Here is a 13443-nt window from a genome sequence, read left to right on the forward strand (position 1 = left end):
GCCCATAATGTCACGTTTTGGGATAGCTGTTCCTCATAAAAAATCTTTCCAGATAAAATCAAGTAGAGCAGACACTTAGCGGAGGAAATACACGGAGACTCCTGCGGGAAGAAGAGCATCGATGAGACTGCTGAGTGCGTCAGCACGAAGGAGGCTCATCAGCTCCCCGCGGAAAGCGAAGTGTATTTCCGTAGCGGGTGCTAAGCACTATTCTGAATTAAAGATATCAACAGTCTATATAAATTGCGACATTAAAAAGAAACAAAATCTCGTAAATAGCTAACTACTTTAATCATGATTTCCCTATATAAATACCCATCTTATTTTATCGTTAAGATGGGCTAGAAGTATAATTATATTATTATTACAGATTATTTCTTTTTAGGAATTTTAACTGTGATTTGATAGTAATCATCATATTCTTTTTCATCAGATTCTACGTCAACACCTGTTTTAGTTACCATTGTCAATGATTGTCGTATCGTATTCATAGCAATACGAATGTCTTTATTTATACCTTTTAATTTTGGTCGTTTCTTTTTATTTTCTTTAGGTTCCTGCATTTTCGCAATTCGTTCTTCCGTCTGTTTCACATTAAGTTCGTTTTCAATAATTGTTTGTAATACTTCAATTTGCGTTTGCGGGTCCTTTAACTTAATCAACGCTCGTGCATGACGTTCTGTAATAGCTTTATTTAACAGTGCCTCTTGTACTTCCTCAGGAAGCTTTAACAAGCGCAGTTTATTCGCAATAGTTGATTGATTTTTTCCAAGCCTCTGCGCTAATGCCTCTTGCGTTAAAGAATGCATTTCTAATAGTTTTGCGTAGGCAAAAGCTTCTTCTATTACTGTTAACTCCTCCCGTTGCAAATTCTCTATCAATGCAACAGAAGCAGTTTCTGTATCTGTCATTTCTCGAATAATAGCAGAGATTGTATCCGAACCTAATGACTGAACAGCACGCCATCTCCGTTCCCCTGCTATAATTTCGTATTTATTTTCTTCTAACTTCCGTAAGACAATTGGTTGAATCATCCCGTGAGTATGAATTGTTTGTGCAAGTTCTTGTATTTTTTCTTCACTAAAAATAGATCTTGGTTGAAAACGGTTTGGAATAATGTTTTTTACAGGTATCTGTACTACTTCATCCGGATGGTAAGTTTCTGTTTCTTTTGTTTCATTGGATGTTTTATCACCTAAACCAAAGATTCGATTAAAAGGATGCACCACAATTTGACACCACCTTTAAATTCTATAAAACTAAACTATTATATATATTTATGAAATTGTTCCACGTGAAACAATTTATTTTTCTATGTATCTGTTAAAAATAGCCAATAATAAAAAAGCTACAGTATCGCATACTGTGCAAAAAAATACCATAATATGTTTCTCATATTTATTCTACCATATAAAGTGTCATAGTAGTATTAATAAATTTCACCCACCGTTAGAAAAATTAGAGCCTGCCTCGCTTTTGAGCTAGTTTACTACTTCCTGATTCTTAATTAACAGATTGGATGAATAATAGAATCCCATCCAATCTGTTATTCCGTACTAAGGTATTGCGTAAACTTATAAAGGACTTTTATTTGGTGTACCTGGTTTCCTCGGATATTTATTAGGTGTTTTTCTATTCTTACTGATTATGATAATACTTCGCTCACTTTCTTCATTAGGTAAAGCAAATGTTTCTGTTCTTTTTACTTCCCCACCTAAAACTTCAATAGCAACCTTAGCATCATGTAACTCTTCATCCGCTTGAGCACCTTTCATAGCGATGAATGTCCCACTTTTTTTCACTAAAGGTAGGCATAATTCATTTAAAACAGACATACGCGCCACAGCTCTAGCTGTTACAATATCGAATGTTTCTCTGAACTCTTTATTTTTGCCAAATGATTCAGCACGATCATGATAAAATGCAACATTAGTTAAATCTAGCTTAAGGGCTAATTGATTTAAAAATGCTATTCTTTTTTGTAAAGAGTCAACTATTGTTACTTTTATATTTGGAAAACAAATTTTCAAAGGAATACTAGGAAATCCAGCACCAGCACCCACATCACAAATGGTTATATTTTCAGTGAAATCGTAGTAAAAAGCTGCTGATATAGAATCATAAAAATGTTTTAAGTAAACTTCCTGCTTTTCAGTAAGTGCAGTAAGGTTTATTTTTTCATTCCATTCAACAAGCACTTTATAGTAAATTTCAAATTGTTCCATCTGTCTGTCCGATAGTTCGATACCTTTATCTTTTAAAGCGGCTTGGAATTGTTCAGGGTTCATGGTAGAAAAACTCCTTATTATTATATTAACCATTATGTATCGTCCATTAATCGTCAAACGATTAATGGATGCTTATCATTTTTTGAACTTCTCTCATAACAATTAGGTTGTTATTGCAAGGGAGATTTACATGACACTAATTAGCTAATCGTGCAATATTACCTTGTTCAATATATACAAGTAAAATAGAAATATCGGCAGGGTTTACCCCAGATATTCTTGATGCTTGGCCAAGTGACAATGGGCGAATTTTTTTCAATTTCTGTCTTGCTTCCGTAGCTATCCCACTTATGGCATCATAATCGATGTCTTCAGGGACCTTCTTATCTTCCATTTTAAGCATCCTATTTACTTGTTCGACAGCCTTTTTAATATATCCCTCATACTTAATTTGAATACCTACTTGTTCTTTAATCTCATCATTTAACGCATCGTTAGGTTCAATCATACGTTCGATGGCTTCATAGCCTAGTTCTGGTCTTTTCATCAGGTCATAAGCTTTTGTTGCTTCTTTTAGTGGGGTTGCTCCAGCTTCGTCCATGATTTGTTTTACAGTTTCATTTGATTTAATCATGATTTTACTTAAACGTTGCTTCTCTTCTTCGATTAACTGTTTTTTCTCAAGGAATTTTTGATAACGTTCTTCAGATATTAACCCTATTTCGTAACCCATATCGGTTAACCGTAAATCAGCATTATCGTGTCGTAATAGCAGACGATACTCTGCACGTGAAGTGAGTAAACGATATGGTTCATTCGTTCCTTTCGTTACTAGGTCGTCAATCAACACACCAATATAACCTTGAGAACGATCGAGTATTACTGATTCTTTCCCCTGCACTTTCCGAACAGCATTAATTCCAGCCATTATTCCCTGACCCGCCGCTTCTTCATAACCAGAAGTACCATTAATTTGGCCTGCAGTAAATAAACCAGAGATTGCTTTAGTCTCCAATGTCGGCCATAACTGTGTTGGTACTACCGCATCATATTCTATCGCATAACCAGGTCGCATAATTTCAGCTTTTTCTAAACCTGGTACTGATTTAATCATTTCGTGTTGAATTGATTCCGGCAGTGATGTAGATAATCCTTGTACATATACTTCCTCTGTATCTCTACCTTCTGGCTCAAGAAATATTTGATGACGCGGCTTATCATTAAAACGGACAATCTTATCTTCTATAGATGGACAATATCTTGGCCCAGTTCCTCGCTTCATACCAGAGTACATAGCGGAGAGCCCCAAATTATCATTAATTACTTCATGAGTAAATTCATTTGTATAGGTTAACCAACATGGTACCTGATCGATCGCCTGCTCAGCAGATTCATAAGAAAATAATCTTGGATTTTCATCCCCTGGTTGAATTTCCGTTTTTGAATAATCAATCGTATGGCTATTCACGCGTGGAGGTGTACCTGTTTTAAATCTCACCAGCTCTAGACCAAGCTTTTCAAGATTTTGTGATAGCTTAACGGATGGACGCTGATTATTTGGTCCACTTTCATATTCCAAATCACCCATTAGCACTTTCCCACGCATATAAGTACCTGTTGTTACAATTATTGCCTCTCCATAATAAGCAGCTTTTGACTCTGTAACAACTCCTTTGCAAATACCATCTTCAACAATAAGTTCCTCTACCATCCCTTGACGAATAGTAATATTCTCTTCATTTTCAATTAACTTCTTCATTTCTCTACTATATAGTGCTTTATCTGCTTGTGCTCTTAACGCTTGTACAGCTGGACCTTTACCAGTATTTAACATTCTCATTTGAATATATGTTTTATCAATTATTTGCCCCATCACACCGCCAAGTGCATCCACTTCTCGAACTACAATTCCTTTTGCAGGACCACCAATGGATGGATTACATGGCATGAAGGCAATCATATCTAAATTTAAGGTGAGCATTAATGTTTTTGCTCCCATACGTGCTGCCGCTACGCCAGCTTCTACCCCAGCATGTCCAGCGCCAACTACGATGACATCATAATGTCCGGCGTTATATGTCATATTTTTTCATCCTTTCATCATAAAGGTTAGATTGTTTAATTTGATTCTATTGCAGGAATTAAATGAGAGTGCGACACAGTGGCAATCTTAGAAAGTGTTCCTGCTTATCCTAATTCCCCGTCGCACACTATAGATACTGCTCCTGAAATAGAAGATTTTAACTTAGGCAGTTTATTATTTCCCTAAGCAAAATTGTGAAAATAACTGATCAATTAGGCTATCACTTGCTGTATCGCCTATGATTTCCCCTAGAAATTCCCACGTTCTAGTTACATCAATCTGTACTATATCCATCGGCATACCAAGTTCAATACCTTCCATAGCGTCCTCTAATGCTTGTTTGGCTTGATTGAGAAGCTGAATATGTCTTACATTCGACACATAGGTTAAGTCGCCTGAATCAATATCTCCAGAAAAGAAGGTATTTGCTATTGCCTTCTCTAATTCATCAACACCTTCTTCTTGTAATAAGGAAGTTGTAATAATTGGTCTGTCTTCAGCTAGTTCGTTCACTCTGTCTAGATCTAATTTTTGTTCTAAATCTGTTTTATTTACAATGACAATGTATTCAAGGCCCTTCACTGCTTCAAATAATTTGACGTCTTCTTTGTTTAATTCATCATTATAATTCAAAACAAATAATATTAAATCTGATTCTTTTAATACTTGCCTTGATCGTTCTACTCCAATTTTTTCTACTATATCTTCTGTCTCTCGAATTCCGGCTGTGTCGACTAATCGTAGCGGCACCCCTCTAACATTTACATACTCTTCTATAATATCTCGTGTTGTTCCAGGTATCTCTGTTACAATCGCTTTGTTTTCTTGTACAAGTGTATTCATTAAGGAAGATTTTCCAACATTAGGTCTCCCAATTATTGCGGTTCCTATGCCTTCACGTAATATTTTTCCCTGCTTCGCTACTTGCAGGAGTTGCTCAATTTCTCCATGGACTTCTCTTGTTTTCGTTCGCATGACTTCATGCGACATTTCTTCTACATCATCATATTCCGGGTAATCGATATTTACTTCCACATGGGCAACCGTTTCTAATAAATCCTGTCTTAAGCGTTGGATTAATCCAGAAAGTCTACCATCCATTTGTTTTAAAGCAACATTCATTGCTTTATCCGTTTTAGCACGTATTAAATCCATTACTGCTTCTGCCTGTGATAAATCAATACGACCATTTAGAAAAGCTCGTTTCGTAAATTCACCAGGTTCAGCAAGTCTAGCACCTTTGGTTAGTAAAATTTCTAATACCCGATTTACTGCAACCATTCCACCATGGCAATTTATTTCAACTACATCTTCCCGTGTAAATGTCTTCGGCGCACGCATGACAGAAACCATTACCTCATCCGCAATTTCCTGAGTCTGTGGATCAATAATCTTCCCATAATTAATAGTGTGCGAATCCACTTCCTGCAAATTTTTCCCCTTGAATACTTCTGATGTTAACTGTATTGCTTTTGTACCGCTCAATCTAACAATTGCTATAGCCCCTTCACCAATCGGGGTTGAAATGGCGGTTATCGTATCTGTTTCCATCATCCCGTTCACCTCCAACATTATTCCTGACTCTATCTATCTGAACTTAAAATTATAGTCACTAACATATTAGGATATCATAATTCTAATCAAAAATAAAATTATCCACAACTATTTTTATTTGATTAAAAAGGGAATTATCAACATGTGGATAAGCCTTAGCCATTACAAAAAAGTTCCTTGTTCAACTTATCAACAGGATTCTTTCATTATGATTGTTAGTAATATCATAAGCAAAATTAACTTTAATTAATATTTAGATGAATGCCAAAAAGTCTCGCTTAGTAACGAGACTTTTAGAAGTTACTTATTGAGTTCGTTTTTCGCCATTTGAACTAGTTCCTTCACCATGCTACCACCTATATTTCCACCAATTTTACCAGCATCTTTTGCTTTAATTTCTCCATTATAGCCCTTATGAAAATCTATTCCCTGTTCATTTGCTATTTCGTATTTGGTCTCTTCCGGATTATTCGTATTAGTAATCCTTGCTTTTAACTGGTCCAGACCATTACGGGCTTCCGGAACTAAAATTTTATTTTTCCTTGCCATAAACTCACCTTGATCCCTATTATCAATTATTGATTCAAATTATCGTTTTCTTGGTATATTTTCTTCCTGACTGTTATCATCACGCTGGTTTGTATGATCTGCTTCTCTATCGGCTGTACCTTCCATGTACGTATCTGATACTTGTTCATGTGTTACAGCCATACCTTTTGAAAGTTGGTCATCACTATAATAATCTGAATATTGATAGGTTTTTTCCGCTACTGTTTTTGCCTTCCCGCTATTTTTTTTAAGCATCATTATTACTCCCTTCATACCTTTAATTTTTTAGAGATTGCATAATATCACCGATATCTCGTAATAACAGGTCAATCTCATCCTTTTGTATTAAAATAGGCATTTGATCATTTACTGTTATCATGCAGGTATCGTTTTGATTATTTAAATACTGGTATAGATCTGATAACTGTTTTTTGGATAAAACAGATCCCGTTTGAAGACTTTTTACTTCTGTGAGGTAAAAGTTGTCATTTCCCTGGTCAAACTCACCAGCAAAGACACCACCCGTAAACTGATTCATTCATAAAACTCCTTATAGCCAATTTATTATGCTTAGTATGGATTATCCATCCTATTACATTCACTATTGGCGAAAGGAATTTGCTATTAATTTGTACTAAAAAGGGGATTTTAAACAAAGTTCTTTTCTTAAGGCTCTTTGCGTGTATTTTGATGCTTTTTTTATGCCGCAGTAGATGGAAATTATTGATCTATTTAATTAAGAATAGTGTAGCTCTCGCTCGCACTTATGATTAACTTGTGCGAAAACTCGCTCCGGCAGAATACTTCGCTTTCCGCGGGCACGGCCTCAGCCTCCTCGCGGAAAAAGCGCCGCTGCGGGGTCTTCAGACTCGTGCTTTTCCCGCAGGAGTCTTCGTATTCTGCCTCCGCTATGTTACATAAGCTGGATATTCTTATAGCCAAAGCCCATAATGTCACGTTTTGGGATAGCTGTTCCTCATAAAAAATCTTTCCAGATAAAATCAAGTAGAGCAGACACTTAGCGGAGGAAATACACGGAGACTCCTGCGGGAAGAAGAGCATCGATGAGACTGCTGAGTGCGTCAGCACGAAGGAGGCTCATCAGCTCCCCGCGGAAAGCGAAGTGTATTTCCGTAGCGGGTGCTAAGCACTATTCTGAATTAAAGATATCAACAGTCTATACAATAAATGAAATAAATATAAATAAAACTTATTAAAAACAGCTTTCAGCAACAAAAAAACCTTGGAGTATCTCCAAGGTTTTTTTATCTTATGGTTGAATAACGATATGGCGATGTGGTTCTTCACCATCAGAATAAGTGGAAATTTTAGGGTTACCCTGTAATGCACTATGGATGATTTTTCTTTCAAACGCTGGCATTGGTTCTAATGCCACCGGTTTGTTAAGATGAATTGCTTTATCTGCCATTTTTAATGCTAATGAGTCTAAAGTTTCTTTTCTTCGACCACGGTAACCTTCCGCATCTAATGTTACGGTATAATAGGTTTCACTATTTTTGTTAATAGCTAAATGGGTTAGATATTGTAATGCATTTAATGTTTGTCCACGTTTTCCAATTAATATCGCAATATTTTTGCCGCTCAGTTCATAAGTAACATGTTTTCCATCGACATTTGTTGATATGTCAACATCCATGTTCATATTTGTTGTAATCTGCTTAATGAACTTTTCTGTTTCTAAAACAGGATCTTGGACAATAGATACTTTCACAACTGCTGGTTTAGAACCAAATAAACCAAGTAAACCTTTTTTTCCTTCATCAATAATGGTTATTTCTACTTGGTCTCTCGTGGTGTTTAACTGCTCTAGTGCTGATTGGACCGCTTCATCAACTGTATGCCCACTAGCAGTTATTTCTCTCACTTTTTAACTCCTCCATTTTCGTTATTGCTCATCATTGGCTTATTAATGAGAAGTGTTTGAGCAACCATAAAGATATTACCTGTTACCCAATACAAGGCTAATGCTGCTGGGAAGAAGAAAGCCATAACCCCGATCATGATAGGCATCATGTATAACATCATCTTCATTTGCATAGCAATTTGCGGGTTTGCATTTGCTGATGTATTTGTTGACATCATTAGTTTTTGTTGCAAGAACGTAAAACCGGCTGTTAGTAGTGGCAAGATATAATCTGGAGAACCTAATTCAAACCATAAGAAGCTATAGTTACTAATTTCCCCAGTTCTTACAATAGCATGGTACATTGCAATTAATATTGGCATTTGTACAAAAATCGGCAAACACCCTGCTAATGGGTTTACATTGTGTTCCTGCATTACTTTCATTGTTTCCTGTTGAAGCTTTTGTTGTGTATTTGCATCTTTTGAGCTATATTTTTCTTGAATTTCTTTTAATTTCGGTTGAACTTCCTGCATTGCTCTTGAACTTTTTATCTGTTTAATACTTAAAGGTAAAATGATCAAACGTAAAATAACTGTCACAATTATAATAGAAAGTCCATAACTGTTATTAAAAATTTCAGCAATTTTAATGATTACCCATGAAAGCGGATAAACAAAAACAGTGTTCCAAACTCCTTCGCTTTCTGACGTGATTGGTTGATCTACTTCTGTACATCCTGAAAGCAGTAAGGCTGCGCCAATCAATGCCAGAAGTAATAGATACTTCTTACGCAATTTATTTCCTCCTTAAATTCAGAGCCTAAATGTAACCCAATAGCTATTTTATCTTATAAATGGATATGTTTCTATTTTGAGCTTATATTCTTTAATAGTTTTTGCTTATATAACAGATGATTTAAACTTTTCTTCACTGCTTCATATTCCATATTTTTGGTTTGATTCCTAGCAATAATAACAATATCATGTGGATATTTAATATTATCTTCTAGCTCTTGAAAAGCTTGTCGTAAATAACGTTTGATTCGATTTCTTGTTACAGCATTCCCTATTTTTTTCCCAACAGACAGACCAATCCGAAAATGATCTTGTCCAGGTTTTTCTAAATAATATATAACAAGCTGACGGTTAGCAAAAGATTTCCCTTTCCGAAACACGAATTGAAAATCTTCATTTTTTTTAATTCGAAATCTTTTTTTCATCTTATATCACCTATCTAACACTTAAGCTTGTTAAGTAACAGTAGCTATCATGCACTATACCATTTATTGCATTTGTAAATCATTATGGATAGTTTCTCATTTTAACAAATCATTTATGTAAAAAAAACCACTGACTTAACAGTGGCCTATGCAGATAATACTTTTCTTCCTTTATTGCGACGACGAGCTAAAACTTTGCGTCCGTTTTTTGAACTCATGCGCGCGCGGAAACCGTGTACTTTTTTACGTTTACGATTATTTGGTTGGTAAGTTCTTTTCATTTATCTTGCACCTCCCTAAGGGAAACTTCAGTATCTAAAATTGTTTGTAAAACTTATCAATTAGACAGTCTTTGTAATTATACGTAATAGATGTGCATTTTGTCAACTTCATTTTCTGCAAAACAATCATATGCGATAGAAAATAACCTCGTAATAAAATTTGATGTTTGTCTTTTACTTTTTTAAAGGAGCTTTACTAACATATTGTTGTTACCTATGACTTTACCTTAGAGTCTGGAGTTTCTATCAACTACAAACGTCAAAAGCAACAAACTATACGAAAAGATACTTTTAAAACTTTTCATCCACCGTTATCACTTCCAAAATTCAGCTTACAAAAATAAAATCTTAAATGTTTTCCTATGAAAAAATTTTTTTCCATCCTTACCTCTAATTAAACTAAATACTTTATCCACACCACCTGTAAATAACAATTTCGACATCATTCTTCTATCCACAACCATTATCGACAGGAAAATCACAAAATATAGTAGTGTGGACAAAAAATATGTACAAGCAGTAGACTTTGTGGATAAGTGTCGAAAAACCATTGCACTATCAGTTTTTTTTTGATATTATATTAATGTTTTCACTTGTGGAAAACCAAAACAAGAATTGACTTATGCACAGATTGTGGATAAACTGTGGATAGTTGTTCACACCTATATATATAACTTTTTCAACAACTATGTGGATAACGTATATAACTATCTTTAACCTTCATTATACTTATATTATCTATCCACATACAATAATTCCTCTAAAATAATAATAATAATCTTATCCAACATGCCTTTCTATCATTTTCAACGAATGGAGGGAGGCTTTTTCTGTCATTTATTGAAAGGAGTGAAAACCGTATTGGAAAATATTGAGGAGCTGTGGGTTGCTACATTAGAAAAGATAGAAGAAAAAATAAGCAAACCTAGCTTTGACACTTGGTTAAAAAATACAAAAGCTGAAGCGCTAGACAAAAATACGTTAGTTATTTCAGCTCCAAATGAGTTTGCTCGTGATTGGTTAGAAAACCAATATACGGATCTGATTTCTGATATTATTGGCGAAATTACTGGTTCTCGATTAAATACAAAATTTATAATTCCCGACACAACTCCAGATATAGAAGATACAAAGCCTGTTCCAAAACCAAAGGAAACTTCTGATACAAATGAATTTCCAAAAACAATGCTAAATTCAAAATATACATTTGATACTTTTGTTATTGGTGCAGGGAATCGATTTGCTCACGCAGCCTCTCTAGCTGTAGCAGAGGCCCCAGCAAAAGCATATAATCCTCTATTTATCTATGGAGGAGTTGGTTTAGGTAAAACCCACTTAATGCATGCAATTGGGCATTATGTATTAGAGCATAATCCAAAAGCAAAAGTAGTTTATATTACATCTGAGAAATTTACGAATGAATTCATTAACGCCATTATGGAAAATAAAACAACAAATTTTCGTAATAAATATAGAAATGTAGATGTCCTTTTAATAGATGATATTCAATTTATTGCTGGAAAAGAATCAACTCAGGAAGAATTTTTCCATACGTTTAATACATTACATGAGGAAAGTAAACAGATTATCATTTCTAGTGATCGTCCACCTAAAGAAATACCTACATTAGAAGACAGATTACGGTCTCGTTTTGAATGGGGATTAATAACGGATATTACACCGCCAGATTTAGAAACACGAATTGCAATTTTAAACAAAAAAGCAAAAGCAGAAGGATTAGATATTCCAAACGAAGTAATGCTTTATATAGCTAATCAAATTGATACAAACATTCGTGAGTTAGAAGGAGCACTAATACGTGTAGTTGCCTATTCATCTCTAGTAAATCAAGATATTGATGCACCTCTGGCAGCAGATGCATTAAAAGATATTATCCCTAGCAGTAAGCCAAAAGTGGTTACTATATTAGGAATTCAAGAGGCTGTCGGAGAAAGATACAATGTTAAACTCGAAGACTTTGCAGCTAAAAAACGAACAAAGTCCATTGCCTTTCCTAGACAAATTGCCATGTATCTCTCTAGAGAATTAACAGACTTCTCTTTACCTAAAATCGGAGAAGAATTTGGTGGCCGCGATCATACAACGGTTATTCACGCACATGAAAAAATTTCTAAATTACTAGAAAAGGATACAGAACTAAATCGAGACATCGAAGAACTCAAGGAGCAACTTAAATCATTTAAATAATCTCTCCTTCTTCTTTTAGAAAGTCTTATGCACATGTGAATAGTGTGAATGAGCGATACACGTTACTAACATTCTATCCACATGTGGAAAACTTAGAGCCATTTGATAAAAATACGATTATCCACATAATCACAAGCATTATTACTTTTATTACTGTTTTTTTTATTAAAAATAAATATAATATAGAACTTCCACTAGGAGGATTTTTTTATGAAATTTATTATCCAACGTGATCAATTAATAGCTAGTGTTCAAAATGTCATGAAAGCTATCTCACCTAGAACCGTTATTCCAATCTTGACTGGTATAAAAGTTGAAGCAAAATCACACGGAGTAACTCTTACGGGTAGTGATTCTGATGTATCTATCGAATCTTATATTCCAGCAGAAGAAAATGAAAAAGTAAATGTAGAACAGATAGAAGAAGGAAGTATTGTATTACAAGCAAAGTATTTCCCAGATATTGTACGCAAATTGCCTGAAAAAACGGTCGAAATTGAGTCTGATTCAGATCTAAAAGTAACTATTCGCTCAGGTAAAGCAGAATTCACCCTAAATGGACAAGATGCTGAGGAATATCCACAGCTTCCAAAAATTCAAACAGATGATAGTTTTGAATTACCTATAGATTTGTTGAAAAGTTTGATTAAGCAAACTGTATTTGCAGTTTCAACGATGGAAACTAGACCTATTCTTACGGGGGTAAATATTAATCTTAAAGAAAATGTTTTAAAATTTATTGCGACGGATAGCCATCGTTTAGCATCTAGAGAAATTCCAGTTACAAATACAAATATTGAATTTAATAATATTGTTGTTCCTGGTAAAAGTTTAAATGAGTTAAATAAAATACTAGTCGATGCTGAAGAAACGGTAGAAATCAGCGTAACCAATAACCAAATTCTTTTTAAAACGAAGCATTTGAATTTCTTATCTCGTCTCTTAGATGGTAATTACCCTGAAACTTCACGTTTAATTCCTGAACAAAGTAAGACCTTAATTCAGGTAAAAACGAAAGAATTACTTAGCACAATTGATCGTGCCTCCTTATTAGCTAAAGAAGAGAGAAACAATGTTGTTCGTTTAACAACTCAAGGCACAGGGTTAATAGAAATTACTAGTAATTCACCGGAAATCGGAAATGTAACGGAAGATATTACCGTTCAATCCATTGAAGGAGAGGAATTAAAAATATCTTTTAGTTCCAAATATATGATAGAGGCCTTAAAAGCTATTGAATATGACGAAGTATCTATCGCCTTTACTGGTGCTATGAGACCATTCATTATTAGACCTGTAAACGATGATTCTATCTTACAATTAATTCTTCCAGTTAGAACTTACTAATTCGAAGGAAGAAACAAAAGCGTTCACGCTGGACGTGGCCATTCATGCATGTTATCCACATCCTATTTTTTATAATTTATGCTAGACCAAAAAAAGGAAATCGGCAC

At 34.7% G+C, this 13443-nt stretch carries 13 protein-coding genes; 2 read left to right on the top strand and 11 right to left on the bottom strand.

The window, feature by feature from the left end; translation table 11 throughout:
- Positions 1-371: 371 nt before the first annotated feature.
- The 11 genes from noc to rpmH form a co-directional block, all read right to left on the bottom strand.
- Positions 372-1229 (bottom strand): nucleoid occlusion protein, encoded by an 858-nt coding sequence (gene noc / locus D8M06_RS11255; protein ID WP_121204506.1) that lies wholly within the window; start codon positions 1227-1229, stop codon positions 372-374.
- Between the two features lie 345 nt (positions 1230-1574).
- On the bottom strand, positions 1575-2288 hold the full coding sequence (rsmG, locus tag D8M06_RS11260) for a 16S rRNA (guanine(527)-N(7))-methyltransferase RsmG (RefSeq protein ID WP_121204507.1): 714 nt from the start codon (positions 2286-2288) through the stop codon (positions 1575-1577).
- 136 nt (positions 2289-2424) lie between these two features.
- The gene (gene mnmG, locus D8M06_RS11265) at positions 2425-4311 is read right to left on the bottom strand and encodes a tRNA uridine-5-carboxymethylaminomethyl(34) synthesis enzyme MnmG (protein WP_121204508.1); all 1887 of its coding nucleotides are present in this window, start codon (positions 4309-4311) and stop codon (positions 2425-2427) included.
- Between the two features lie 174 nt (positions 4312-4485).
- Complete coding sequence (gene mnmE, locus D8M06_RS11270; RefSeq protein WP_121204591.1) at positions 4486-5862, bottom strand: tRNA uridine-5-carboxymethylaminomethyl(34) synthesis GTPase MnmE; 1377 nt, start codon at positions 5860-5862, stop codon at positions 4486-4488.
- 303 nt (positions 5863-6165) lie between these two features.
- On the bottom strand, positions 6166-6414 hold the full coding sequence (locus D8M06_RS11275; RefSeq protein ID WP_121204509.1) for an alpha/beta-type small acid-soluble spore protein: 249 nt from the start codon (positions 6412-6414) through the stop codon (positions 6166-6168).
- Between the two features lie 39 nt (positions 6415-6453).
- Complete coding sequence (locus tag D8M06_RS11280; protein ID WP_121204510.1) at positions 6454-6669, bottom strand: YozQ family protein; 216 nt, start codon at positions 6667-6669, stop codon at positions 6454-6456.
- Between the two features lie 22 nt (positions 6670-6691).
- Positions 6692-6952: a hypothetical protein gene (locus D8M06_RS11285; RefSeq protein WP_121204511.1), complete on the bottom strand. Its 261-nt coding sequence runs from the start codon at positions 6950-6952 to the stop codon at positions 6692-6694.
- 732 nt (positions 6953-7684) lie between these two features.
- Positions 7685-8299 carry an RNA-binding cell elongation regulator Jag/EloR gene (jag, locus tag D8M06_RS11290; RefSeq protein ID WP_121204512.1) on the bottom strand — a complete coding sequence of 205 codons (615 nt, stop codon included), beginning with the start codon at positions 8297-8299 and terminating at the stop codon, positions 7685-7687.
- On the bottom strand, positions 8296-9075 hold the full coding sequence (gene yidC, locus D8M06_RS11295; RefSeq protein WP_121204513.1) for a membrane protein insertase YidC: 780 nt from the start codon (positions 9073-9075) through the stop codon (positions 8296-8298). Before yidC ends, jag begins: the two co-directional genes overlap by 4 nt.
- 71 nt (positions 9076-9146) lie before the next feature.
- Positions 9147-9500 (bottom strand): ribonuclease P protein component, encoded by a 354-nt coding sequence (gene rnpA / locus D8M06_RS11300; protein ID WP_121204514.1) that lies wholly within the window; start codon positions 9498-9500, stop codon positions 9147-9149.
- A gap of 146 nt (positions 9501-9646) precedes the next feature.
- Positions 9647-9781 carry a 50S ribosomal protein L34 gene (gene rpmH / locus D8M06_RS11305; RefSeq protein ID WP_121204515.1) on the bottom strand — a complete coding sequence of 45 codons (135 nt, stop codon included), beginning with the start codon at positions 9779-9781 and terminating at the stop codon, positions 9647-9649.
- Between the two features lie 861 nt (positions 9782-10642).
- Between rpmH and dnaA the strand changes: the two genes are divergently transcribed.
- Positions 10643-11989, top strand: a complete 1347-nt coding sequence (gene dnaA, locus D8M06_RS11310; RefSeq protein ID WP_121204592.1) for a chromosomal replication initiator protein DnaA — start codon at positions 10643-10645, stop codon at positions 11987-11989.
- A gap of 210 nt (positions 11990-12199) precedes the next feature.
- Positions 12200-13336, top strand: a complete 1137-nt coding sequence (gene dnaN / locus D8M06_RS11320) for a DNA polymerase III subunit beta (RefSeq protein WP_121204517.1) — start codon at positions 12200-12202, stop codon at positions 13334-13336.
- The last annotated feature ends 107 nt before the right edge of the window (positions 13337-13443 follow it).

The sequence above is a fragment of the Oceanobacillus halophilus genome, assembly GCF_003628505.1.
In the GTDB taxonomy this organism is placed as follows: Bacteria; Bacillota; Bacilli; order Bacillales; family Amphibacillaceae; genus Oceanobacillus; species Oceanobacillus halophilus.

Bases quoted from the DNA above. Each gene is read 5' to 3' on its own strand.
- D8M06_RS11285 (WP_121204511.1), bottom strand. From the start codon at position 6,952: ATGAATCAGTTTACGGGTGGTGTCTTTGCTGGTGAGTTTGACCAGGGA.
- mnmG (WP_121204508.1), bottom strand. From the start codon at position 4,311: ATGACATATAACGCCGGACATTATGATGTCATCGTAGTTGGCGCTGGA.
- D8M06_RS11275 (WP_121204509.1), bottom strand. From the start codon at position 6,414: ATGGCAAGGAAAAATAAAATTTTAGTTCCGGAAGCCCGTAATGGTCTG.
- mnmE (WP_121204591.1), bottom strand. From the start codon at position 5,862: ATGGAAACAGATACGATAACCGCCATTTCAACCCCGATTGGTGAAGGG.
- D8M06_RS11280 (WP_121204510.1), bottom strand. From the start codon at position 6,669: ATGCTTAAAAAAAATAGCGGGAAGGCAAAAACAGTAGCGGAAAAAACC.
- rsmG (WP_121204507.1), bottom strand. From the start codon at position 2,288: ATGAACCCTGAACAATTCCAAGCCGCTTTAAAAGATAAAGGTATCGAA.
- rnpA (WP_121204514.1), bottom strand. From the start codon at position 9,500: ATGAAAAAAAGATTTCGAATTAAAAAAAATGAAGATTTTCAATTCGTG.
- rpmH (WP_121204515.1), bottom strand. From the start codon at position 9,781: ATGAAAAGAACTTACCAACCAAATAATCGTAAACGTAAAAAAGTACAC.
- dnaN (WP_121204517.1), top strand. From the start codon at position 12,200: ATGAAATTTATTATCCAACGTGATCAATTAATAGCTAGTGTTCAAAAT.